Raw genomic sequence first — 24,174 nt, 5'->3', positions numbered from 1 at the left:
AAGCCTTTGGGGAGTAGATTCTCAGCCTTCAAAAGAACGCTTTTCATCACAGCATTTCCTGGAAATTGTGATGAAAAGCGTTTTCTTTTTATTGACCTTTAGCGGAATATTTGGTACTTTAACGTGGATTCCTCTGAGCTTCATGCTATAATTCTTAGGATCAAGGTTCTGATAAAAGAGGTGCGGATGTGAGCAGCCTAAAAGTGGCCAAAGCGCTGAATAACAATGTGATTATAGGGATGCATCCCGAGCATGATGAGGTTGTCGTGATTGGAAAAGGAATCGGTTTCAATCGCAGACCCGGCGATCTTATGCCGTTGGATTCAGTTGAAAAATTATTTATATTAAAAAGCCATGAAGAGCAGGAGCAATACAAACGGTTGCTTCCTGAGCTGGATGAAAAGCTCATCGAGGTCATCGGTGAGGTACTTCATCTTGTTCAACTTCAAGCAAAGAAGCCTCTAAATGAGCATATTTTGATTGCTTTAACTGACCATATCGCTTTTTCCATCAACCGTCATAAACAGGGAATTACGATTCATAATCCGTTTTTGTATGAGACTAGGGAAATATATCCTCAGGAATACAAGATGGCTGAGCAGGCTGTTGCTTTAATCAGGGATAAGATGAATGTAGATCTGGGAGAAGATGAAATCGGATTCGTAGCTCTGCATATTTATAGTGCTATGACAAACCAACATATCTCCGAGGTTAGGAAGGATTCTCGTCTGATTGCTGACATGGTTCAGGTCGTCGAGACGACACTGGATTACCGAATTCCTCTCCAATCCCTTGATTATTCTCGTCTGCTGACTCATCTGAGATTTGCGATTGAACGTGTACGACGAGGAGAAATTGTGCAGGAGATTTACCGATTGGACAAGCTTTTGAATGAAGAATATCCAGAAATGTATATGCTGGCCTGGAAACTTACGAAGATTATGGAGAAAAGGCTACGTAAACCGGTGTATCCAGCTGAAGTTAGCTATTTGACGATGCATCTGCAGCGTTTGTCCCAACGCAAGGAGCAGGGAGAGCAACAAACTGTGATAAAGCCCGAATAAAAAAGTATTGCCTCGCATTTAGCGTGGTGCTATAATCAATTTTGCAATGAGGAAGACAACAACTAAACATTTTAACGTGTTACTGATTCGATCAGGCATGAGTTGTTTTAAGTTATGATTGTTTACAGCCTACTGGGGTATGCTATATCCCAAGGTTGTGTTCAAACATACTTAAATCGGCTCATGCCTTTTTTGTTGTTTTGCCTCTGTTCTAAATTTCAGAGAAGGATGTGGAAGGTATGTTCAAAAAGCTTTTCGGCGTTTTACAGCGTGTCGGTAAAGCGTTAATGCTTCCAGTAGCCATTTTGCCAGCTGCGGGGCTTTTATTGGGTATCGGCAACATGCTGGTCAATCCTGATTTTCTCCAGTACATCCCTGCGTTAAATGCGGGCTGGGTTCAATCGGTAGCGACAATCATGATGAACGCCGGACAAATTGTTTTTGATAATCTGGCGCTGTTGTTTGCAGTCGGCGTAGCCGTCGGTCTGGCGGGCGGCGAAGGTGTAGCAGGTTTGGCTGCGATCATCGGTTACCTCGTAATGAACATTACGCTGGGTACAGCTGTAGGTGTTACACCTGGTCTGATTGCTCAAAAAGTACCGGGTTATGCGAATGTGTTGGGTATTCCTACACTTCAAACCGGGGTGTTCGGCGGGATTATCATCGGTATACTGGCCGCTGCTATGTACAATCGATTTTTCAAAATCGAGCTTCCTTCGTACCTGGGCTTTTTTGCGGGTAAGCGCTTCGTTCCAATTGCAACGGCAGTATCTTCACTGATTGTCGGACTGGCACTGGTTTTGATCTGGCCCCCAGTTCAACAAGGGCTTAACGCAGTATCTCACTTTATGGTGTATTCCAACCCGACTTTGTCGGCGTTCCTGTTCGGGGTTATCGAACGTGCGCTCATTCCGTTTGGTTTGCATCACATCTGGTACTCACCGTTCTGGTTTGAGTTTGGTGAATATGTGAACAAAGCAGGTCAAACCATTCACGGTGACCAGCAGATCTTCTTCAATCAGCTTCGCGACGGCGTGGCACTGACAGCAAGTACGTTCCAAGTAGGTAAGTTCCCATTCATGATGTTCGGATTACCGGCAGCAGCACTTGCGATGTATCATGAAGCAAGACCGGAACACAAAAAATATGTAGCAGGTATCATGGGTTCAGCTGCCTTGACTTCGTTCCTGACAGGTATTACGGAGCCACTGGAATTTTCCTTCCTGTTCGTAGCTCCATTGCTGTTTGCAGTACACTGTGTATTTGCAGGTTTGTCATTTATGACGATGCAAATTTTGAATGTTAAAATCGGTATGACGTTCTCAGGTGGATTTATTGACTTCCTGATATTCGGGATTATTCCAACCCGTACGCCATGGTGGTATGTAATTATCGTCGGTCTGATTTTGGCGGTTATTTACTACTTCGGATTCCGATTCATCATACGGAAATTCAACTTGAAGACACCAGGACGTGAAGAAGCTACAGATAATGTGGAGGGTGCAGCAAGCGGTAGCAGTGACGAGCTTCCACATAACATTTTGGCTGCTTTCGGTGGTTCATCGAATATCAAGCATCTGGATGCATGTATTACACGTCTTCGGATCGAAGTTAATGAAAAATCAAACGTGGATAAAGCTCGTCTGAAACAACTTGGCGCTTCAGGTGTCCTTGAAGTTGGTAACAATGTACAGGCGATCTTCGGTACCCGTTCCGATACGATTAAAACCCAAATGGCTGATATCATGGCAGGACGTACACCTGCACCTGCTCCTTCAGAACCAGCTCCACAAGAGGAAAAGGAAGCCGGAGAACAAAAGCAAACAATCGTTGTAGAAGATATCGTGATGCCAGTAAACGGTGAATTGGTTGACATCTCGACCGTTCCCGATCCGGTCTTTGCAGAACGCATGACAGGTGATGGATTTGCAGTTGTGCCAAATGATGGAACCATTGTTTCTCCTGTTTATGGTAAAGTATTTAATGTATTCCCAAGCAAGCATGCGGTTGGTATTCAATCCGATGGTGGTAAAGAAGTGCTTGTTCATATCGGGGTGAATACAGTGAAGCTTAAAGGTCAAGGATTTGACGTTTTGGTGAACGAAGGCGATCTTGTGTCAGCCGGCCAGCCTATTATGAAAGTAGACCTGGAATACGTGAAGGCAAACGCTAAATCCATCATCTCACCTGTCATTTTTACCAACCTTCCAGAAGGATCTTCGGTAACTTTAAACAAAACTGGAGTATTGAAGGCTGGCGAAGATGGTATAATTACGATAAAATAAACTCTATGTGTTTCGGATTAGTTGATTAGGCGGCTTAGGCCGTCTGATCAATTATCCGGTATGCTGCGTGTAAACAAATATTATTTTTAGGAAAGTGGGAGGAACAAATTATGCAAACAACTTTTAGAATTACGGATGAAGACGGTATCCATGCACGTCCTGCAACTGCGCTGGTAAATACAGCTAACAAATTCAGCGGTGCTGAATCTTTCGCCGAAGCTAACGGTAAAAAAGTAACTTTGAAATCCATTCTGGGTGTATTGTCTCTTGGTCTGGAACAAGGGGATACTATTAACATTATCTGCGAAGGCGCTGAAGCTGCTGAAGCATTGAAAGCTCTTGAAAATGTAATCGTTAACGAAGGGCTGGGCGAAATTCATGCTTAAAATTTCCGGGATTGCCGCTTCGGCAGGCATAGCCATTGCCCGGGCGTTTATCTTGGAGCATCCGAATTACGCTGTAGAGAGACGCGCGGTTGGTGATGTTGAAGCTGAAATCGCAAGATTGGATGCGGCTTTGGCACAATCTCAAACCGAATTGGAATCGATTAAGGAGAAAACGCTTCGTGAGCTGGGTGAGAAAAAAGCAGAAATTTTTGCATCTCACCTCCTCATTCTGAATGATCCTGAATTGATCGATCCGGTTAAAGCTAAAATCAGAGACGAGCAGCTTAATGCTGACTATGCTTTGAATGAAGTAGCTACACAGTTTATTTCCATGTTTGAGAACATGAAAAGTGCATATTTGCAAGAACGCGCATCGGACATGCGTGATGTAACCAAACGGGTGCTCAATCATCTGCTTGGTGTTCATTTTGTCAGCCCTGCAGAAATTGCCGAAGAAACGATTGTACTTGCAGAAGATTTGACACCTTCCGACACAGCTCAGCTGAACCGTGAATTTGTTAAGGGTTTTGCAACGAATATCGGCGGACGCACTTCACACTCGGCTATTATGGCTCGTTCATTAGAAATTCCTGCTGTTGTAGGAACAAAAAATATATTGTCTCAAGCTAAAAGCGGCGATTTGATTATCGTCGATGGTCTGGATGGTCACGTGTTCGTGAATCCTACCGAAGAAATCGTTGCAGAATACCGCGCTAAACAAGTGGCATATGACAAGCAACGCGAAGAGTGGCGTAAGCTGCGCGGCGAAGCTACGGTTTCCGTCGATGGTGTCCATGTCGAACTGGCAGCCAATATTGGTACGCCTAACGATGTAGCTGGTGTTCTAGACAACGGTGGTGAAGGCGTTGGCTTGTATCGTACGGAGTTCTTGTACATGGGACGCGACAAGCTCCCATCCGAAGAAGTACAATATACAGCTTACAAAACGGTTCTGGAAAGAATGGAAGGCAAACCGGTTGTAGTCCGTACTTTGGACATCGGTGGAGATAAAGAACTTCCTTATCTGGATCTGCCGAAAGAAATGAATCCGTTCCTCGGATTCCGTGCTATTCGTCTGTGTCTGGATCGCCAGGATATTTTCCGCACTCAATTGCGTGCTTTGTTGCGTGCAAGCGTGCACGGTAACCTGCGCATTATGTTCCCAATGATTGCTACGCTGAACGAATTCCGTGAAGCTAAAGCTGTTTTGTTGGAGGAAAAAGAAAAGTTGGTAGCCGAGGGTGTATCCGTATCTGAAGAAATTCAGCTGGGCATCATGGTAGAAATTCCTTCTACAGCGGTATTGGCTGACCAATTCGCTAAAGAAGTGGATTTCTTCAGTATTGGTACTAACGATCTGATTCAATACACCATGGCAGCGGATCGTATGAACGAGCGGGTTTCTTACCTGTATCAACCATATAATCCATCCATTTTGCGTCTGGTGAAAATGGTTATTGATGCCGCTCACCGTGAAGGACGTTGGGTTGGTATGTGTGGTGAAATGGCAGGAGACACAACAGCAATTCCGTTGCTGCTGGGTCTGGGACTGGATGAGTTCAGCATGAGCGCAACTTCCATTCTGCCAGCACGTAGTCAAATCTCCAAGTTGTCCCGTGCGGACATGGAGAAATTGGCTGCAAAAGCTCTGGATATGCAAACAGCCGAGCAGGTTGTTGAATTGGTTCAAAGCATCGAAGCATAAGGAAGGGTATCACATTTTCAAAGGTTATATCTTTTTCCAACAAAAATTGCTGTATACATACAGCAGCCGGTATCTCAACAGATACCGGCTTTTTTGTATGCTTTGGATTGTTGTGTTTGAATTTAACCTTAACTACATGCGCAATTCAGCACAGGCTTACGGGCTGCAGTGGTTTCATCCAGGCGTGTGACTGGAGTGGTATAGGGTGCATTGAGCACCAGCTCAGGGTTCTCCTCGGCTTCGCGCGCAATATGAATCATAGTGTCGACAAAAGCATCCAGCGTCTCTTTGCTTTCTGTTTCCGTCGGTTCGATCATGATGCATTCCTCTACATTTAGCGGAAAATAAATGGTAGGCGGATGGTAACCGAAATCAAGCAATCGTTTGGCTACATCCAGCGTGCGTACTCCAAATTTCTTCAAACCTCGCCCTGACATGACAAATTCGTGTTTGCAATGCCCTGGATAAGGCAGGTCAAAATGCGGGGCTAGCCGATGCATCATGTAGTTGGCATTAAGTACAGCACATTCGGACACTCGCTTCAAGCCATCAGGACCGTAGCTGCGAATATAGGCATAGGCACGGACGAGAATGCCGAAGTTACCGTAAAAGGCTTTGACCCGTCCAATAGAATCTCCCTGCTCCCGATCCCAGCGGTACACACCCTGCGGATCACGTACGACAATCGGCTTGGGCAAATAGGGAATCAGCCGCTGCTTTACGCCCACGGGTCCAGCGCCGGGGCCGCCTCCACCGTGCGGGGTACTCATCGTTTTGTGCAAATTGAGATGCACCACATCGAAGCCCATGTCCCCGGGGCGGGTAATCCCCATGATGGCGTTGGAGTTTGCCCCGTCATAGTAGAGGAGACCACCTGCGTCATGCACAATCGCGGCAATGTCAGTAATTTGCTTCTCGAACAAGCCCAGCGTGTTCGGATTGGTCAGCATGAGCGCAGCGGTGTCGTTGCCTACGGCTTGGCGGAGCGCGTCCAGATCCACCAGCCCCTCAGGGGTGGAGGGGAGGGTAATTGTTTCGAAGCCCGCGACGGTTGCACTGGCGGGGTTCGTACCGTGCGAGGAATCCGGCACGAGCACCTTGGTACGTCGCTCACCACGTGCCTCGTGGTACGAGCGAATCATCATCAGCCCGGTCCATTCGCCATGGGCGCCAGCAGCGGGCTGGAGCGTGACGGCATCCATGCCGGTCAACGCAGCCAGATCGTTTTGGAGCGTATGCAGCAGCTCCATAGCCCCCTGGATGCTATTCTCCGGCTGATATGGATGAATTTTAGCGAAGCCTGCGTAACGGGCGACATCCTCATTCACTTTTGGATTGTATTTCATCGTACACGAGCCAAGCGGATAAAACCCGTTGTCGACGCCGAAGTTGCGCTGGGACAGGGCGGTATAATGGCGAATAACATCTACTTCGTATACCTCGGGTAATGCCGCAGGTTCGCTGCGCAGCGCATAATGCGGCAAAAGCTCTGCCACCGGGCGACGAGGAACGTCGCACTCGGGAAGGGAATAAGCGATGCGACCCGGACGGCTCAATTCAAAAATGAGCGCTTGATCGTGTTCCTTCAACAGCTCTTGTTTCTGGTCCGGTCCGGTGTGTGTCATAGCAATCCCTCCAAGGTGTGTACAAATTGGTCGATCTCTTCTTTGGTTCTTTGCTCCGTCACTGCAATCAGCATGTGACCCGCAAGTTCCGGATAGTCCCGGCCCAAATAATAGCCTGCGATAAATCCAGCAGCTAGCAGATTGTCCTGAAGTTTGCTCACCTCCGTACCTTCAGGCAGCCTAAGGGCAAACTCGTTAAAGGTCGGTGCGTGAAATGAGGCAGTTACGCCTTTCAAGCTCAGCAATTGTTCTAACGCATAGCGGCTTTTATGCAAATTCAGCTCGGCTACTTCCTGGATGCCCTGTCTCCCCATGACGGACAAGTACACAGATGCAGATACTGCAAGCAACGCTTGATTGGAGCAAATGTTAGACGTGGCCTTTTCACGGCGGATATGCTGTTCCCTCGCTTGTAAGGTCAGCACGAAGCCGCGTTTGCCGTTACGGTCTGTGGTTTGGCCTACGATACGCCCAGGGATACGGCGCATATGCGCCTGGGAAACGGCGAAGTAACCGCAGGTCGGACCGCCGAGGGAGGACGAGATCCCAAGCGGCTGCGCGTCTCCTACAACAATATCCGCGCCCTGCTTACCGGGCGCCTCCAGCAAGCCAAGTGCCAGCGGGTTGGCACTGACGACCATTAGCCCCTTGTGTGCATGGATGAGGTCAGCCATCGGCTTCAGATTTTCCACGGCTCCAAAAAAGTTGGGGCTTTGGATCAAGACAGCCGCCGTCTGTTCCGATACGGCCGCGGCAAGCGCATCGACATCCGTTACGCCGTCCGAACAGCCGATCTCCACAATGTCCAAGTCCAATCCGCGCGCATAGGCTGCCAATACCTGGCGTGCCTCTGGATGGACAGACCTTGATACGATAAGCTGTTTACGGCGCGTGGCTGCGGCGGCCAGTGAGCCAGCTTCCGCCAGAGCTGTCGCTCCATCGTACATACTGGCATTAGCTACTGCCATGCCTGTCAATTCGCAAATATACGACTGGAATTCAAAAATGGCTTGCAGCTCGCCCTGGCTTACTTCCGGCTGATAGGGGGTGTAGGCTGTGTAAAATTCGGAACGTGAGGTGATGTGCTGAATGACGGACGGAATATGATGATCATAAATACCTGCACCAAGAAAGCTGGCATGTGTATCTGTATTGGCATTGTGCCCGGCCAGCTCGGCCATGTGGCGAGTTAGGGCTCTTTCGTCGAGCCGAGAGGAAAGAGGGAGTTCCCCTTGGTATCGAATTGCCTCTGGAATGTCACTGAATAAATCATCAATGGATGATACGCCCACCACACGCAGCATTTCGGTTTGATCTTGTTCGGTCATGGGGAGATAGCGATGCTGCTTCATAAGTCCTGGCTCCTTTCGAAAAGCAAAATTTAGATAGTAAATTAGCTAATACATAATCGTAGTTGGAAAATCCAGAATTTCGTATCTGACATGATCGCTTTTTTAGAGTGAAGAGGATTAAGATCAGCGTGACCGTTTATAAAAGGGGGCTGGGACCACTTCCGCACGCAGGCGTTTACCTCGAATTTCGACCTCTAACGGTGTAGATAGGGTGCTAAAACGACTGTCCACCAGGGCTAGCCCCAAATTACGCTTCAAGGTGGGCGATTGAGTCCCCGTTGTGACCTCACCAATGTGTTGGCCTTCCGCGAAGACTGGATAATGAGCGCGCGGGATACCGCGGTCAATCATTTCCAGCCCGATCAACTTGCGAGGAATTCCTTGTTCTTTCTGGTGTTGCAGTGCTTCTCTGCCGATAAAATCTCCTTTATTCAACTTGACGAAGAAACCTAAACCAGCCTCAAGCGGTGAAATGGTGGCAGATAACTCTTGTCCGTACAGCGGCAGCCGTGCCTCAAACCGCAGTGTATCGCGAGCACCAAGCCCAGCGGGAATTAGCCCATACGATTCACCGCAACGAAGCAAACCATTCCACACGGCGGGTGCTTCCTCAGCAGGTATATAAAATTCAAAACCGTCTTCCCCGGTATATCCGGTTCGGGAGACGAGTGCTTTTGCTCCGAACAATTGCACATTCTCATGGAATCGGAAAGATGCCAGATTCGTAATATCTGCATCTGTCACGGCTGCGGCAATATGTGCTGCTTCCGGTCCTTGTAATGCCAGCAATGCGATCGCATCAGACACATTCTCCAGATGAACCGATGCAGGTACGTGGCGCATGAGCCAATCCCAATCTTTGTCGATGTTGGAGGCATTCACAACGAGCATGTAGCGCTCTGGTCCTTTGCAGTATACAAGCAAGTCATCCACTACGCCTCCATCGGGGTAACACAGGAGTGAATATTGTGCCTGGCCCGGTTCCAACTGGCTGACATCATTCGTGGTTACCCATTGCAAAAAAGCCTCGGCTTCTTTGCCCTCAACCAAAAACTCGCCCATGTGCGAGACATCGAATAAACCCGCGCGTTGCCGGACGGCCTCATGCTCTTTTTGGATGCCGCTAAACTGAACGGGAAGCTCCCACCCGCCAAAGTCAATACAACGAACCCCGGGCTGCGTCCCGTAGGACGGAAATAATGGTGTTCTTCGCAAATTAGACATTTTTTCACTCCTATCCAGTGTAATCGGCTAAACAAAAAAGACAGGCTGAAAGAAACGTATAGACGGCAGTCCATACTCTTCTTTCAGCTCTGTCCTTGATACCAGAAAGTTACCCCGGTGTGAACCAGGTTTCCCCTTGGGTGATCCGCTCTAATCGCGAATGCTCTCCAGAGATGCGTCCGGCAGAGGTCCTTTTGCCTGAGAGATTCACCTGCAATGCAAGTTTACTCCTTCGGCGCTACCTTTTGGATCAACGGTAGGTTACCCGGTTTTGCAGGTAACAACTTGATCCGAGTTCGCGTGCACAACTGTCTCAGAAACGACAACAGCTATGCGAATCTTTTGGGTAGTCTCTCCCTCCGCGTTCATCCGCGTTTGCAGTTGTCGGGGTATTTCCAAAAGCATTTGCTATAACCCATTAATACGCAAATTCATTCAAAATGTCAATAAAAATGTCATATAAAACAATCCAAAAAACATTTAATGTATAAATAAGGATATGTAAGCGTTTGTTACAAGTTATCATTTTTTAATATTCTATGCTATATGAGATAACATGAAGTATTTTTGTTAGTATTATTGACATGAGTGTTCATGTTGTCATAATCTTAACCTGTCTAATACAGGTGATTAAAAGCATTTTATTCATGTGGAAGTGAGGCGAAAGCAGGATGAGTGAAGTGAAACGGGAACTTTGGTATACAGACGAACATGAGTGGGTTCAGCGCACAGCAGACGGGACGTTGCGGATCGGCATTACAGACTTTGCACAGCATCAACTGGGTGATATTGTTTTTGTGGAATTACCTGGGGCGGGAGCAACGATTGAACAGGGGGCAGAGATTGGTACAATTGAATCGGTGAAGACCGTATCCGACCTTTTTGCTCCGGTGGCGGGAACCGTATTGAAAGTAAATGAAGCTCTGGAAAGCACACCTGAGCTGGTGAATGAATCTCCCTATGAAAAGGGTTGGATGATTGAAGTAGAGATGGGCAATGATGTCGAGGAGGCTCTGAGCAAGCTGCTGTCTGCGGATCAGTACGAGCAGTTGATTTCGGATGAACAATAATGAGCAATATAAGATGGAATATTAGCGCTTTATTCTAAATTTTTATATGGATATTGAATTGAATAAAAGCATCGTTAGTCCGCTCGTTTTGTGTATAAAATAGTCGCTATGATCTGACATGGCGGCTATTTTTTTGTTGTCTTTTAGAAGACGTTATTACGTCGATTTATTAGATTTAGAGGTGAGCTCCTCTATATAAGGTGCAGATTTACAGCACTGTTTTTTCGACTAATTTCTATTGTTATCGGTCATATTAAGAAGAATTATGCAGGTATAATACGTTGTCCGTTATTTTAAATTTAAATGTTGTCATCAACGTTCATGACGAAAGTACGTTTTCATTTCGTTGATGAAGATAGCGCTGTCATTTAGTATGAATTTTAAGAAAAGGTAGTGATGCTATTTACTCACAAGGAGGATATGAATATGAGCACAGTGGACACAAAGTCCAGTCCAAACGGTGGCGCTCGTGTCGCCGTACAACGTTTTGGCCGTTTTCTCAGCGGTATGGTGATGCCGAATATGGGAGCCTTTATTGCGTGGGGATTAATTACAGCACTCTTTATTCCGACCGGGTGGTTCCCGAACGAGGGTTTTGCACAACTGGTTGATCCGATGAAAAATTATTTGCTGCCGCTGCTGATCGGTTACACAGGAGGCACGATGATTCACGGACAGCGTGGAGGTGTGATCGGTGCCATTATGACGATGGGTGTCATTGTGGGGGCCGATATCCCGATGTTCCTGGGCGCAATGGTAGCTGGCCCGCTGGCTGCATGGATCTTGAAGAAGTTCGATAAGGCCATTGAAGGCAAAGTCAAATCAGGTTTTGAAATGCTGGTCAATAATTTCTCGGCCGGGATTATCGGTGCCATTCTAGCACTGCTCGCTCATGTGGGGATTGGCCCGGTCGTTCAAACCATCAGCCAAGTATTGTCGGCAGGGGTACAGTTTCTCGTAAATGCAGGGCTCTTGCCGCTTGTCAATCTCATTATTGAGCCCGGAAAAGTATTATTTCTCAACAACGCACTGAATCACGGAGTATTGAGTCCGATTGCGCTAGAGGAAGCTGCAAGAACAGGAAAATCCGTTTTGTTCATGCTTGAATCCAATCCTGGGCCGGGGCTCGGCATTTTGCTGGCCTATTGCCTGTTCGGTAAAGGCTCTGCGAAGTCGTCTGCTCCTGGTGCAGTTATCATTCATTTTTTCGGCGGGATTCATGAAATTTATTTCCCTTACATTTTGATGAAGCCGATTCTAATTCTTGCTGCTATAGCAGGGGGCGTTGTGGGAACCTTCTGTTTTATGTTGACAGGTGCCGGACTGGTTGCTGCTCCTTCACCAGGCAGTATCATCGCTTATTTCCTGATGACACCAAAAGGTGGATATTTGCCGATGCTGAGCGGTGTGGTCGCTGCTGCGGTCGTATCCTTTGCTGTGGCCGCAGTATTGCTCAAGACAGGTAAGCAGAAGGAAGAGGGGCTGGAGGAAGCTGCATCCCGCCTGAAAGATATGAAAAATCAAAGCAAAGGTGCAAGTGCTAACGCCAATGTAGCGGAAAGTAACCACGCATCTGCTCGTACTGTCGAGGGTGCAACAGATCGGCTGTTCAAGGATAAATCCGAAGTAAACAAAATTGTCTTTTCCTGTGATGCAGGTATGGGCTCAAGCGCCATGGGAGCCTCGATTTTACGCAAGAAAATGAAACAGGCGGGCGTGGACGTTACGGTAACAAATACGGCAATCAGTGAAATTCCACAGGATGCGGACATTGTCATTACGCAAAAAACGTTGACAGACCGGGCTAAAACGGTAGCCCCGAATGCTGAGCACATTTCCATTGACAATTTTCTGAAAAGCCCTGAATACGAAGCGCTGGTTGACCGTCTGAAATCCGACTCTTAATCCCTATAAAGTCAGCCGTCTGTGTACAGTTTGTATTTCCTGTTGAAAGGGAATAGAGCTTGGGAAGGAACGGTATGCGCTTATGAATATTACGAAACGACAATCTGACATCGTGGAGTATCTTTTGGAGCAGCCCCATGAGGTTACAGCCGGGGAAATTGCCGAGAAGATCAATGTCAGCACAAGGACGGTCCATCGGGAACTTGGCGCAGTCGAGTGTTGGTTGGCGGCTCATGAGGTAAAGCTGGAGAAAAAATCAGGAATCGGTATCTATGTGGATGCCGACCCGACTCAGCTTGCAAGTCTGCGGGAGCAGTTGCTGTATACGAAGTCAGACGATTACTCGGCTGAGGAGAGAAAGATTGTAGTGCTGTGCATGCTGCTGGATACACAGGAGCCAATCAAGTTACTGGCGCTGGCATCGGATTTGAAAGTCACAGTAACTACGGTCAGTCATGATCTGGACGAATTACGAGGCTGGATTGCAGATCGAGGGCTCGTGCTAGTGCGCAGACGGGGATACGGTGTCGAGATTACAGGACGGGAGATAGACAAAAGACGGGCGATTTCTGAGCTGGCTCTCGAATATTTGGATGAATCGGCTCTGTTTTCCGGTCGTGAGGAGCTTCGTCCGGTGACACGTGTCACTGAAAAGTTGCTGGAGATGATTGGCAGGGAGAACTTGCTAACCGTGGAGAACGCCCTCTGGCAGCCTCATGATCAATGGCTGAAAAACATGGTGGAAAGCAAATATATGGAGTTGCTGATTCAAATTTGCGTGTCACTGGCACGTCTACGACTCGGGTACGTTGTAGATCATCGTGCCTCCCTCCCGTATTCGAAGACAGATTCGGAGGAGAATATCATGCTGCGCACAGCTATGGTAGAACGCATATGCGCAGAGTTGTCGGCGGCGCTGGCTATTGACTTTCCAGACCAGGAACGAAGTTATTTCAGGTTGCTGTTCCGTGATGCTGAGGATCATTCCACCCGCTTGCTGCCACTGGATGATCTTGTACTGCTGGAGTCGGTTCATGAGTTGATTCGTCGTGTGGAGGCAGAGACTGGCACACCATTGGCAGAGGACCGCGTTCTGCGTGAAGGGCTGATTGCCCATATGACTCCAGTATTCAAACGTTTGAGGGAAGGGAGGTCCATCCGCAACCCCCTCCTTCAGCAAATCCGCAAGGATTACGGCAGTTTATTCGATTTGGTCAAAAAGGCTGCGGCGGATATGACAGAAATGGAAGTACCAGATGAAGAGATCGGATTTCTGGTCATGCATTTTGGCGCTTCGCTGGAGCGGCTGAGACAGTTGCAACGGGAGGTGCGGGCGATCGTAGTCTGCACGAGCGGGATTGGATCTTCCAGACTTCTGGCAACCAGACTGGCCAAGGAGCTGCCACAGATCAAAATCGTGGATAGGGCCTCATGGTACGAGGCGACGCGAATTCCCAAGGAGGATTATGATCTGATCATTTCGACAGTGGAGCTGCCGCTTGAACCGGATCGATATCTCAAAATCAGTCCGCTGCTGACGCAAGAGGAGAGTGACCGTCTGCGTCATTTTATCCAGCATATTACACTCAATCAACTCAATAACCATCCTCAGGAACAGGCTGTTCAGCCCGGCCAGGGCATGGAGTGGCTTACCGGTCTACGGAAAAGCCTTGAGGAGATTGTACACATTGTACAGCAATTTCAAGTATACCCGCTGGAAAATCAAGGGATGGATATGTCAGCCACTATAGAGGCTATCTGCATGTTGGAGGCAGTGCGGGGAAATGTCACAGAGCCTTCTGTTGTTGCTGAACAACTTGTAGAAAGAGAGCGTCAAGGGAGTCAGGTGATTTCTGATACCTCCGTTGCTTTGATTCATACGCGCAGTCCCTATGTTCGCCAGCCTTCGCTGACCTTGTATAGGCTGGCCGAGCCGCTGCTGGCGGATGTAGATGAGCAGGTAGAATGCGTTCTGCTGATGTTGGGACCTCGTGAGTTGCCGAAAGAAAGCTTGGAGGTATTGAGCGAGATTAGTGCATTACTGTTGCAGGAAGACATGATTACGCTACTGGAACACGGTAGCAGGGATCAGATTGCCAATTATATATCGAGTGAGCTGGCTGAATTTTTCCACAGTAAATTAGGGACAGGGAGGAATCTAACGTGAGTATTATGACGATAGACAAAATAAAAATGAACGCAACCGCCAAAGACAAATATGAGGCGATTCGTATGGCAGGACAAATTCTGCTGGATGCAGGACATATTACAAGTGAGTATATTGACAAGATGCTTGAACGCGAGGAGATCGTATCCACCTATATTGGGAACGGGCTGGCTATTCCACATGGTACCAAGGAATCCAAGACGCTTGTTCAATCCACTGGCATCTCCATCGTTCAGTTCCCGCAAGGCGTAGATTTCGGGGAAGAAAAAGCATACATGGTGATCGGTATTGCAGCCCAAGGCGGCGATCATATGGAGATTTTGACGAGTATCGCTGTGGTATGTGCGGAGGAAGAGAATATGGACAAACTTCGCAACGCGGTGACCGCACAGGAAATTATAGATCTGTTCGAAAGTGAGCTGGAGTTATGAGAGCCGTTCACTTTGGAGCAGGAAATATCGGTCGTGGCTTTATTGGGCTGATTTTGTCGCGTGCAGGCTATGAGGTTGTCTTTTCAGATGTCAACGAGACCCTTGTATCTGAGTTACGCCGCCGCAAGCAGTATACGGTAGAGTTGGCGAATGATACGAAGGATACGGAGACAGTTACGAATGTAACCGCGATTGACGGTAGAGATGCATCGGCTGTAGCGGACGCGGTAGACCATGCTGATCTGATCACGACTGCGGTAGGGGTTAGCATCCTCAGGCATATTGCAGCAGGTATTGCCGAGGGCATAGCGCGGCGGGTAGAGCGAGGGGCAGGCCCGCTGCATGTGATTGCTTGCGAAAATGCAATTGGAGGCAGCGCCCAACTGAAAGAGCATGTTTTTGCGCTACTGGATGAGGCGACTCGTGCCAAGGCAGAGGTTTCGGTTTATTTTCCCAATGCTGCTGTAGACCGGATTGTGCCGATTCAGCATCATGAGGACCCGTTGCATGTGCAGGTAGAGCCTTTTTACGAGTGGGTTGTAGATCGCTCGCAAATGGCTCCTGATCATCAAGAGATTGAAGGCATTCTTTACGTGCAGGATCTGGAGCCTTACATTGAACGCAAGCTGTTCACGGTGAATACGGGCCATTGCGTGGCAGCCTATATTGGTTATGTCGCAGGTTATGCCACGATCCAGGAGGCCATGAAGGATACCAAGGTGGTAGACTCCATACAAGGGGCGCTGGAGGAAACAGGAGCGGTGCTTGTGAAGCGCTTCGGTTTGAATCAAGGGGAGCATAAGAAGTACATCTCTAAGATTTTGGATCGCTTCCGCAATCCTAATCTGACAGACGAGGTTACTCGGGTCGGACGTTCACCACTGCGTAAGCTGTCTCCCAACGACCGTCTTGTACGTCCCGCGCTGCAAGCGCAGGAGTATGGTATCCCGACCGATCATCTGGCGTTGGGAATGGCTGCCGCCTGTAAATTTGATATTACAGAAGACCCCGAAGCGGTTGAGCTTCAGCAGGTGATTCGCAGCCAAGGGGTGAGTGTAGCGCTGACACGTTATACGTCCATACCTGCAGATGACCCGTTACATCGACAGGTAGTGGAACAATATGATATTATAAGTTCATAAAACAACGTAATAACACGCACTTATTTTGATTATCCTCTTGAAGACAAAACATCTATATGAGCACAAAAGTGTTCTGTAGAGTTGAACTTCAAGAGGATTTTTATATGCGTGATTTACATCACATAACAACCTGACTAAATTATATATATTGATAATGATTATCATTATCTATAAATATCATTAACAGTATATATATTAGGGGGATTACAGTGAAACCGATTTATATTACCTTAGGTTTTTTATTTTTGGCGCTTGGAGTGATTGGCGTAGTGGTGCCGTTGCTGCCGACTACACCGTTTCTGCTGCTGGCAACCTTTTTCTTTATGCGGGGGTCTGAAAGGATTCATCAGTGGTTTTCGAATACATCTTTGTACCATAAGTATCTGGAAAGTTTTGTACAAACCAGGTCGTTGAAGCTGTCTACAAAAATTACGTCATTGGGCTTAGCGTCAGCTATGCTCATTACAGGCTTTATCTTTACCCCCATTGTGTGGGGCAAAGCGCTCATCGTCTTGGTCATCCTTTTTAAATACTATTATTTTATATTTCGAGTCGGAACTGTGAGGGAAGGTAAGGCGGAAACTCCGTCTTCATCTGAAGCCGTCCCTACTCCGAAAAAAAGGTCTAAAATGGTCGACAGTCGTCTACTAGGCCTGGTGGAGCATTCCCGAAAATATATCATCTTGGGTGTGCTCGTACAGTGGATCGGTCTTTTAGGGAGTATAGCCGCCGTTTTGTCTATGGCCTTTGTGATGCAGCAAGCATGGGAAGGACAAGTAACTCGCCAGCTAATTCTATCCATGACAGTCATTGTTATTGCTGCCATTGCTGTTCGCTTCCTGAGTAATTATGCAGCCAGTATGCTGTCCTATCGGGCTTCAATCAATGCTAAAAAAACGCTGCGCTCGCAGATTTACAGCAAGCTGTTAAAGATGGGACCCTCTTATACGGATCATACCTCCACCTCAGGGGTTATTCAGGTTGCTGTAGAAGGGGTGGAGCAGCTTGAAACCTATTTTGGTAGATACATGCCTCAGCTATTTTATAGTCTGCTTGCACCTGTAACGTTGTTCATCACCCTCTCTTTTGTCAGCTTCAAAGCGGCTATCATTCTATTGATCTGCGTTCCCTTAATTCCAGTGTCCATTATTGTTATTATGCGGATGGCTAAAAAGCTGTTTCGGAAATATTGGGGCAGCTACGTCAATTTGGGCCACAGCTTTTTGGAAAATGTACAAGGTCTGACTACGCTCAAAATTTATGGGACAGACCAGAATAAACATCAGGAAATGAACACAGCGGCTGAGGATTTTCGCAAAATGACAATGAAAGTCCTGACCATGCAGTTAAACTCCGTAGCTGTCATGGATCTTATCGCATTTGGTGGTGCCGCCGCAGGTGTGCTGGTCGCGGTTAGCGAATATTCTTCGGGTCACATTGGCTTGGCGGGAGCGCTCATCATTGTGTTGCTGTCGGCAGAGTTTTTCATCCCGCTTCGTCTGCTCGGTTCCTACTTTCATATTGCCATGAACGGAATGGCAGCAAGTGACAAAATATTCGAAATGTTGAGTACAGAGGATCTTGTACAAGGACAACAAAGCATAGAAGCTACAGACATTCGATTGGAACGGGTAAATTTTGCTTACGACGAAAGAGATACCTTGCGTAATATAACCATGGACATTCCTCAAGGCAGCTTCGTTTCCATTGTTGGAGAATCAGGCTCAGGTAAAAGTACGGTAGCCGGATTGATCGTTGGACATCATGAGGGTTATCAAGGAAGCCTGACGATCGGAGGAACCGAACTGACCTTCATTTCGGAAGAAAGCCGCATGCGTCATATGACCTGGATCGGTTTTAACAGCTATATTTTTAAAGGCACCGTCGAAGCAAATTTGAGAATGGGCAATGAGCACGCGGATGAGCAACAAATGCTGGAGGCGTTGCGGCAAGTGAAACTGTATGATTTCATTCTCTCCGAGGGAGGATTGGAGGCAGAGATAGAGGAGCAGGGAGCGAATCTGTCAGGAGGACAGCGTCAACGTCTAGCACTGGCCAGAGCGTTGCTGCACGACAGTCATGTATATATTTTTGATGAGGCTACTTCTAACATTGACGTTGAGAGTGAGGAAGGAATCATGGAGGTCATACATGCACTGGCAGGTCAAAAAACAGTGATTCTCATCTCTCACAGACTGGAAAACGTGATCCAATCTGACTGTATTTATGTGCTGCAAAATGGTTTGGTGGCAGAATCCGGAACGCATCAGGAGCTGTTGAGCCAGCAGGGACATTATGCGGAGATGTATCTCAGTCAGCATCGGATGGAACAGTTTGTGAAAGGGGGTGCTGTATATGCGTAGACCCGGTTTACGAATCATGGGTCAATTGTTGGTCTTGGCAGGACCTCTTTTACCTGTGCTGCTCATCACGATTGTTACAGGGGTGCTCGGCTTTGTGTGTGCTATTGGCATTATTGTATATGGGGCCCTTGCCCTACTGACAGCAACGGGCATCACGACAGGCTACAGCATGACATTTTTGCTGACTGTCATCGTGCTATGTGCTGTATTGCGCGGTGTATTTCGTTATGGCGAGCAAATGAGTGGCCATTATCTCGCTTTCAAGCTGCTGGCTGTGCTGCGAGACAAGGTGCTTCAAGCTTTGCGCAGATTGGCTCCAGCCAAGCTTGAAGGCAAGGACAAAGGGAATCTGATATCGCTGATTACAAGTGATATTGAGCTGCTGGAAGTATTTTATGCGCATACGATAGCGCCTGTTATGATTGGCATCATCACTTCACTGCTCATGGTATTTTTTATAGGCTCTTATGAGCCTTTACTAGGCTGGATCGCTGCGCTTGCTTACATAACCGTCGGTTTGTTTATTCCCCTACTTACGACACGTATGGGCAAGCGCCAAGGGATGGAATACCGGAGCAGCTTCGGCCAGCTGAGCAGTTATTTTTTGGACAGCTTACGTGGGATGAAGGAAATTGTGCAATATGGGCAAGGGGAACAACGATTAAATGAAATTAACCGTCGTACGGATCAGTTAGATACCAAGCAGAAGGATTTGAAGCATCATGAAGGCATCACAAGAGCAGTCACAGATGCAGCTGTAGTCGGATTTTCATTCTTGATGCTGCTAGCTGGATTGTATGGCATGTCTAAAGGACAGATGGATTTTACAAGTATGCTGATTTCAGTCATTGCTCTGTTTAGTTCATTTGGTCCGGTGGTCGCACTGAGCAATTTGTCCAACAATTTGCTTCAAACGCTGGCAAGCGGGGAGCGAGTGCTAAGTCTGCTGGAGGAGAGCCCGGAGGTAGAAGAAAATATGAATGGAATAACCGTTGGCTTTACTGGAGCGCAGATAGACAAGGTGACTTTTGCGTACGATGGTCAAACGGTGCTGAATGATGTAAGTCTCACGATACCACACAAGCGAATTATAGGTATTCAGGGTAAAAGTGGGTCCGGTAAGTCAACGTTGCTGAAGTTGCTGATGCGATTCAGGGACCCGCAGAAGGGTGGGATTTTACTATCTGACCACGATTTGAAGGACATTGAGACCCGACATTTGAGAAGCTTGCAAAGCTACGTCGATCAGCATACATTCCTGTTTGACGATTCCATTGCAGCTAATATCAAAATTGGAAAGCCGAATGCTACACATCAACAGGTTGTGGAAGCAGCCCGTAAGGCATCAGTACACGATTTTATTATGACATTGCCTCAAGGATATGACAGCCGAGTCGGAGAGTTGGGGGACAGGCTGTCTGGGGGAGAACGCCAGCGCTTGGGGCTGGCCAGAGCCTTTGTTCATGATGCGCCCCTCTTACTGCTGGACGAACCAACTAGCAATTTGGACAGTTTGAACGAAGCGATTATTTTAAAATCGTTAAAAGAACAGCAGCAAGACAAAACGATTATCCTTGTTTCGCATCGAAGCTCCACTATGCGAATGGCTGACGAAATTTTTCAAATGGATAACCGCCGACTCTCCTGAACGTGATGAAAGCTGGGAAATAAATGTGATGCTTTGAAGGCGAAAGCTGTAGCCTGTTCATCGTTTTGTCATAAAATGGAGTGTGCGTGTTGAAATGGGAGCGTCATCCTTATTTAAATCATCCAGCTTTTCAAGCTTGTCTTAATTTGATAGCCTATGAGGTGAGGATTTTGCAAATCCTGAGGTATATTGACAAGTCATAAACATCATAAATGATGGATGAACAGAGGCTATAAGCCGATGTATAGAAATGGGTGGTGAACAGGAATGTCTGATTTCAATCAGCTCAAGGGACTTGAGCACACAGCATATCCCATATATGAAGGCTATGATTTGGGTCTTACTTATACGCCTGCGGGCAGCAAATTTAAGGTATGGGCACCGACTGCACAGCAGGTTCATATCGCGTTGTATACCGATGCAGGGGTGTACGATCAGGAAGGAATCGTTCAGGAGCACGGCGGTGGTCAGGAATTTCTCATGAATCGTGATGGTCACGGAGTATGGTCTATAGAGCTGGAAGGCGACTGGAACAGATATTATTACATGTACAGGCTGGAGTGGGCGGACCACAGCATTCATTATGCTACCGATCCATATGCCAGAGCGGTATCAGCCAACGGGCAACGTACGGCTATCATTGATTTGGATCGAACGAACCCGGATGGATGGGAACAGGATGAGGGACCCGTACTTGAGCGTACGACAGATGCTATTATCTATGAGCTTCATGTGCGTGATTTTTCGATGGACCCCGATTTTAATACGGGTATAAAAGATTTATCTACTGCTCAGGGGCGGTTTGCAGCCTTTACGTATACAGGATTAATGGATGCCGAGGGTAACAGTGTCGGACTGGATCATTTGCTGGAGCTGGGCATTACACATGTTCATTTGCTTCCAGTGGCTGACTTTCATACGGTGAATGACTTTTCGGAATTAGGAACTGAATATAACTGGGGCTATGATCCGCAGCACTATAATGTGCCGGAGGGATCTTACTCTTCCAATCCGGCTGACCCGGAGATGCGTATACGAGAGCTGAAACTGCTGGTACAGTCTCTGCATACTGCTGGCATTGGTGTCATTATGGATGTTGTGTACAATCATACGTATTCGGTGGAAAAGGGTCCGTTTGAGCCGGTTGTACCAGGATATTATTACCGTACGGATGAGCAAGGGAAGCTCACCAATGGATCAGGTGTAGGTAATGAACTGGCAACCGAACGTCCGATGGTGCGCAAGTATATCAAGGATTCACTACGCTATTGGGCAGAGGAATATCACATAGATGGCTTCCGGTTTGATTTGATGGCGTTAATTGATACACCGACTGTAGAGCAGCTTACCCGAGAGCTTCGCGCTGAAATACGTCCCGATCTGCTGATCTATGGTGAGCCTTGGACGGGTGGGGAGTCCCCGCAGCCTTTGCTTACATTAAAAGGAACGCAGCGGGAAAAGGGCTTTGCCGTTTTTAACGACAATTACCGCTCTGCCATTAAGGGAGATAGCGACGGTACCGGGAATGGGTTTGCCACGGGGGCGGAAAATCAGGAGGAACGGGTACTTCAAGGTGCTTTTGGAGCTATCTATGATTTTACAGCTCATCCATCAGAGACCGTCAATTATGTAACGGCCCACGATAATCTCAATTTGTGGGATAAAATTTTGACGGTGAGACATGTTCGGGAGAACTGTCGTTTTCCGCAATGGGAGCAGGGGAACCCCAAAGATGGAAGGACAGCCGAACAAGCCGTAGCTGAAGCAGACCCGTATCAGGAACTGGATGAAAGTAACCTACTTGAAAACGAGACTGTACGTAAGTCTCTGTTGGCTAACGGCATGATTCTGACATCGCAAGGTATTCCTTTTATCCATGCAGGGGATGAACTGCTGCGTTCCAAATATGGAGACCATAACAGCTACCGAAGCTCTGATGTGGTAAACGCTATCCTGTGGAATAACAAGGCGAGGTTTCGATCCGTGTTTGATTACTACCAGGGCTTAATTGCTTTGCGGCGCAGTCACCCGGCATTCCGTATGGATCAGCGTGAGCTGGTGGAGCAGCATATGGAAGTCTTACAAAGCAGTGGGCATGTGGTGGCTTTTGCATTGAGGCATCATGCTAACGGCGATGCCTGGAATCATATTGTGGTGATTTATAACGGTTCGGATACAGAGCAGACAATATCATTGCCTGCGGAATCGGATCGTTGGCATGTGGTCGTGGATGCACACGGGGCCGGGAATGAGACACGCTATGAAGTGGTAGGCCATCGTGTGACTGTATCGCGCTGGTCGATGATGGTGTTGTATGATCAGGCTGGACCTCCCCAAGCCTCCTTTTTGACTGAGCAAGATCAAGCTAACGAGCAAGTGGATAACGAAACGAAGGGCTTAGATGAGGGGACGAATCAAGAGATTGCAGGTACAGCAATGACAGATGCCCAGCGAGGAAACGATAGAGCGGTTATTCCGTTTCGTACGATTGAACTGATCTACGAGCGTGCAGACCGGCAATACTCTGGCTGGAATGTGTGGGTATGGGGCACCGGACACCAGGACGGACATGTTGAATTTCACGATTGGGATGATGGTCGGGCAGTAGCCCGCATTCGGGTGGCTCCTGATGTACAGCGAATTGGCTACATTGTCCGACTGAATCACTGGGATGCCAAGGATGTGGAGGCAGATCGATATATTGATGTAGATCCGACCCAGTCTGTGATGCAGGTATTGATTCATAGTGGCAGAGAGGAATATTTATTACTGGTTAACGATAACCGGGCGGGATAGACTTGTATGCCTGGTTGCCATATATACACGAGAAATAGCATTTTTCGATCATTTCGAGAAATGCTATTTTTTTATGCAAATGTGCGTCAGTTTCAGAAAAAAGGGGTAAAATAGAATTATGGACTTGTTTAGTTTTGCCAGCTTGCTGGCTTATATTCTGTAGTACGACTGGTAAACAAGCAAGATTCTTGGAGGAAAATCATTTGTAAGGTAACCTGAAGGAGGTTGTATATCATGAGTTCTAATGGAGGAAGTATTCAACTAACCGCCCAGCCGAGAACAGAGAAGAAGGGTTCGGCCATTCGTGGATTGAGGTTAAAAGGACGGATTCCAGCTGTGGTTTACGGCTCTGAAATCGAGGGAACCCCTGTACATGTCGATGCCAAGGAATTTAATAAAGTAATCAGAACCGGACGTTCAGAGGTTTTTAATCTCACAGTAGAAGGCGGAGAAACGATTCCAGTCATTATTAAAGATTATCAACAGCGTGACAACCAATGGTTGCATGCCGACTTTTTGAAAATTTCCAAAAACAAACCGCTTCGCGTGCGTGTTTCGATTGATTATCAGGGTACACCTGTAGGTACAAAATCAGGCGGTATTCTGCAAGTTCAAGAAACAGAAGTCGAGGTTGAAGGTTTGCCTTCTGACTTGCCGTCCACCATTGAAGTGGATGTATCCGCACTGGATATTGGCGACAAGCTGAGCGCAAGCGACTTGAAGCTTCCTAAAGGCGTGACGCTGCATGTCTCTGAAGAGGAGTTGCTGGCATCCGTGATCGTTCCGCGTGCAGTCGAAGTAGAGAATGCTGCTGTGGAAGGTGATGCAGCGGCAACTGAAGGTGCTGAAGAGGCTTCCGAAAACAAGGAATCTTAATGGATTCAGCAGGCACATTGAACGTCTGCCAATTAAAGAAGATGATCAAACCGTGAATTAAAACCGTTCCCTGTTAGGGGGCGGTTTTTCTCTTTAAAGTACGACCATCATTCAATACGCGTTCTGATATGACGA

The 24,174-nt window shown here is 47.5% G+C and carries 16 protein-coding genes and 2 riboswitches; of the genes, 13 read left to right on the top strand and 3 right to left on the bottom strand.

All coding sequences use genetic code 11. The features are described from left to right. Window positions 1–188: 188 nt before the first annotated feature. From glcT to ptsP, 4 genes are all read left to right on the top strand, one after another. Window positions 189–1,064: a glucose PTS transporter transcription antiterminator GlcT gene (gene glcT / locus G9G57_RS05590; RefSeq protein ID WP_090889850.1), complete on the top strand. Its 876-nt coding sequence runs from the start codon at window positions 189–191 to the stop codon at window positions 1,062–1,064. A gap of 239 nt (window positions 1,065–1,303) precedes the next feature. After that, the gene (gene ptsG / locus G9G57_RS05585; protein ID WP_016819061.1) at window positions 1,304–3,349 is read left to right on the top strand and encodes a glucose-specific PTS transporter subunit IIBC; all 2,046 of its coding nucleotides are present in this window, start codon (window positions 1,304–1,306) and stop codon (window positions 3,347–3,349) included. 110 nt (window positions 3,350–3,459) lie between these two features. Next, window positions 3,460–3,735: an HPr family phosphocarrier protein gene (locus G9G57_RS05580; protein ID WP_007431597.1), complete on the top strand. Its 276-nt coding sequence runs from the start codon at window positions 3,460–3,462 to the stop codon at window positions 3,733–3,735. After that, entirely contained in the window at window positions 3,728–5,440 is a 1,713-nt protein-coding gene (gene ptsP / locus G9G57_RS05575) for a phosphoenolpyruvate--protein phosphotransferase (RefSeq protein ID WP_016819060.1), read from the top strand. Before G9G57_RS05580 ends, ptsP begins: the two co-directional genes overlap by 8 nt. Before the next feature lie 128 nt (window positions 5,441–5,568). On the opposite strand, the gene gcvPB is transcribed toward ptsP, so the two are convergent. The 3 genes from gcvPB to gcvT form a co-directional block, all read right to left on the bottom strand. After that, window positions 5,569–7,065, bottom strand: a complete 1,497-nt coding sequence (gene gcvPB, locus G9G57_RS05570) for an aminomethyl-transferring glycine dehydrogenase subunit GcvPB (RefSeq protein WP_126665975.1) — start codon at window positions 7,063–7,065, stop codon at window positions 5,569–5,571. Continuing rightward, entirely contained in the window at window positions 7,062–8,417 is a 1,356-nt protein-coding gene (gene gcvPA / locus G9G57_RS05565) for an aminomethyl-transferring glycine dehydrogenase subunit GcvPA (RefSeq protein WP_126665974.1), read from the bottom strand. The genes gcvPB and gcvPA overlap by 4 nt, the downstream gene beginning before the upstream one ends. 123 nt (window positions 8,418–8,540) lie before the next feature. Next, on the bottom strand, window positions 8,541–9,641 hold the full coding sequence (gcvT, locus tag G9G57_RS05560; RefSeq protein ID WP_164964630.1) for a glycine cleavage system aminomethyltransferase GcvT: 1,101 nt from the start codon (window positions 9,639–9,641) through the stop codon (window positions 8,541–8,543). A gap of 79 nt (window positions 9,642–9,720) precedes the next feature. Then, a riboswitch (glycine riboswitch) is annotated at window positions 9,721–9,817 on the bottom strand. A 13-nt stretch (window positions 9,818–9,830) separates the two neighbouring features. Beyond that, window positions 9,831–9,904: riboswitch (glycine riboswitch) on the bottom strand. Between the two features lie 408 nt (window positions 9,905–10,312). Here gcvT and gcvH point away from each other — a divergent pair. From gcvH to G9G57_RS05515, 9 genes are all read left to right on the top strand, one after another. Continuing rightward, complete coding sequence (gcvH, locus tag G9G57_RS05555; protein WP_016819056.1) at window positions 10,313–10,711, top strand: glycine cleavage system protein GcvH; 399 nt, start codon at window positions 10,313–10,315, stop codon at window positions 10,709–10,711. A gap of 426 nt (window positions 10,712–11,137) precedes the next feature. Beyond that, a complete protein-coding gene (locus G9G57_RS05550) occupies window positions 11,138–12,616 on the top strand; it encodes a PTS mannitol transporter subunit IICB (RefSeq protein WP_164964629.1) in 1,479 nt (492 codons plus the stop codon). Window positions 12,617–12,698: 82 nt separating this feature from the next. Continuing rightward, entirely contained in the window at window positions 12,699–14,783 is a 2,085-nt protein-coding gene (locus G9G57_RS05545; RefSeq protein ID WP_164964628.1) for a BglG family transcription antiterminator, read from the top strand. Beyond that, window positions 14,780–15,214, top strand: a complete 435-nt coding sequence (locus G9G57_RS05540) for a PTS sugar transporter subunit IIA (RefSeq protein WP_025365592.1) — start codon at window positions 14,780–14,782, stop codon at window positions 15,212–15,214. The genes G9G57_RS05545 and G9G57_RS05540 overlap by 4 nt, the downstream gene beginning before the upstream one ends. Then, on the top strand, window positions 15,211–16,356 hold the full coding sequence (locus G9G57_RS05535; protein WP_153795045.1) for a mannitol-1-phosphate 5-dehydrogenase: 1,146 nt from the start codon (window positions 15,211–15,213) through the stop codon (window positions 16,354–16,356). The genes G9G57_RS05540 and G9G57_RS05535 overlap by 4 nt, the downstream gene beginning before the upstream one ends. A gap of 209 nt (window positions 16,357–16,565) precedes the next feature. Then, window positions 16,566–18,719 (top strand): DUF454 family protein, encoded by a 2,154-nt coding sequence (locus tag G9G57_RS05530; protein WP_164964627.1) that lies wholly within the window; start codon window positions 16,566–16,568, stop codon window positions 18,717–18,719. After that, on the top strand, window positions 18,712–20,367 hold the full coding sequence (locus G9G57_RS05525; protein ID WP_164964626.1) for an amino acid ABC transporter ATP-binding/permease protein: 1,656 nt from the start codon (window positions 18,712–18,714) through the stop codon (window positions 20,365–20,367). Before G9G57_RS05530 ends, G9G57_RS05525 begins: the two co-directional genes overlap by 8 nt. A gap of 267 nt (window positions 20,368–20,634) precedes the next feature. Further along, window positions 20,635–23,163: a type I pullulanase gene (pulA, locus tag G9G57_RS05520; RefSeq protein ID WP_164964625.1), complete on the top strand. Its 2,529-nt coding sequence runs from the start codon at window positions 20,635–20,637 to the stop codon at window positions 23,161–23,163. A gap of 234 nt (window positions 23,164–23,397) precedes the next feature. After that, a complete protein-coding gene (locus G9G57_RS05515; RefSeq protein ID WP_019688287.1) occupies window positions 23,398–24,039 on the top strand; it encodes a 50S ribosomal protein L25 in 642 nt (213 codons plus the stop codon). The last annotated feature ends 135 nt before the right edge of the window (window positions 24,040–24,174 follow it).

It is taken from the genome of Paenibacillus sp. EKM211P (assembly GCF_011066175.1).
GTDB lineage: Bacteria > Bacillota > Bacilli > Paenibacillales > Paenibacillaceae > Paenibacillus > Paenibacillus polymyxa.
This window is presented reverse-complemented; position numbering and strand designations above follow the sequence as displayed.

Bases quoted from the DNA above. Each gene is read 5' to 3' on its own strand.
- ptsG (WP_016819061.1), top strand. From the start codon at position 1,304: ATGTTCAAAAAGCTTTTCGGCGTTTTACAGCGTGTCGGTAAAGCGTTA.
- G9G57_RS05580 (WP_007431597.1), top strand. From the start codon at position 3,460: ATGCAAACAACTTTTAGAATTACGGATGAAGACGGTATCCATGCACGT.
- ptsP (WP_016819060.1), top strand. From the start codon at position 3,728: ATGCTTAAAATTTCCGGGATTGCCGCTTCGGCAGGCATAGCCATTGCC.
- gcvPB (WP_126665975.1), bottom strand. From the start codon at position 7,065: ATGACACACACCGGACCGGACCAGAAACAAGAGCTGTTGAAGGAACAC.
- gcvPA (WP_126665974.1), bottom strand. From the start codon at position 8,417: ATGAAGCAGCATCGCTATCTCCCCATGACCGAACAAGATCAAACCGAA.
- gcvT (WP_164964630.1), bottom strand. From the start codon at position 9,641: ATGTCTAATTTGCGAAGAACACCATTATTTCCGTCCTACGGGACGCAG.
- gcvH (WP_016819056.1), top strand. From the start codon at position 10,313: ATGAGTGAAGTGAAACGGGAACTTTGGTATACAGACGAACATGAGTGG.
- G9G57_RS05550 (WP_164964629.1), top strand. From the start codon at position 11,138: ATGAGCACAGTGGACACAAAGTCCAGTCCAAACGGTGGCGCTCGTGTC.
- G9G57_RS05545 (WP_164964628.1), top strand. From the start codon at position 12,699: ATGAATATTACGAAACGACAATCTGACATCGTGGAGTATCTTTTGGAG.
- G9G57_RS05535 (WP_153795045.1), top strand. From the start codon at position 15,211: ATGAGAGCCGTTCACTTTGGAGCAGGAAATATCGGTCGTGGCTTTATT.
- G9G57_RS05525 (WP_164964626.1), top strand. From the start codon at position 18,712: ATGCGTAGACCCGGTTTACGAATCATGGGTCAATTGTTGGTCTTGGCA.
- pulA (WP_164964625.1), top strand. From the start codon at position 20,635: ATGTCTGATTTCAATCAGCTCAAGGGACTTGAGCACACAGCATATCCC.
- G9G57_RS05515 (WP_019688287.1), top strand. From the start codon at position 23,398: ATGAGTTCTAATGGAGGAAGTATTCAACTAACCGCCCAGCCGAGAACA.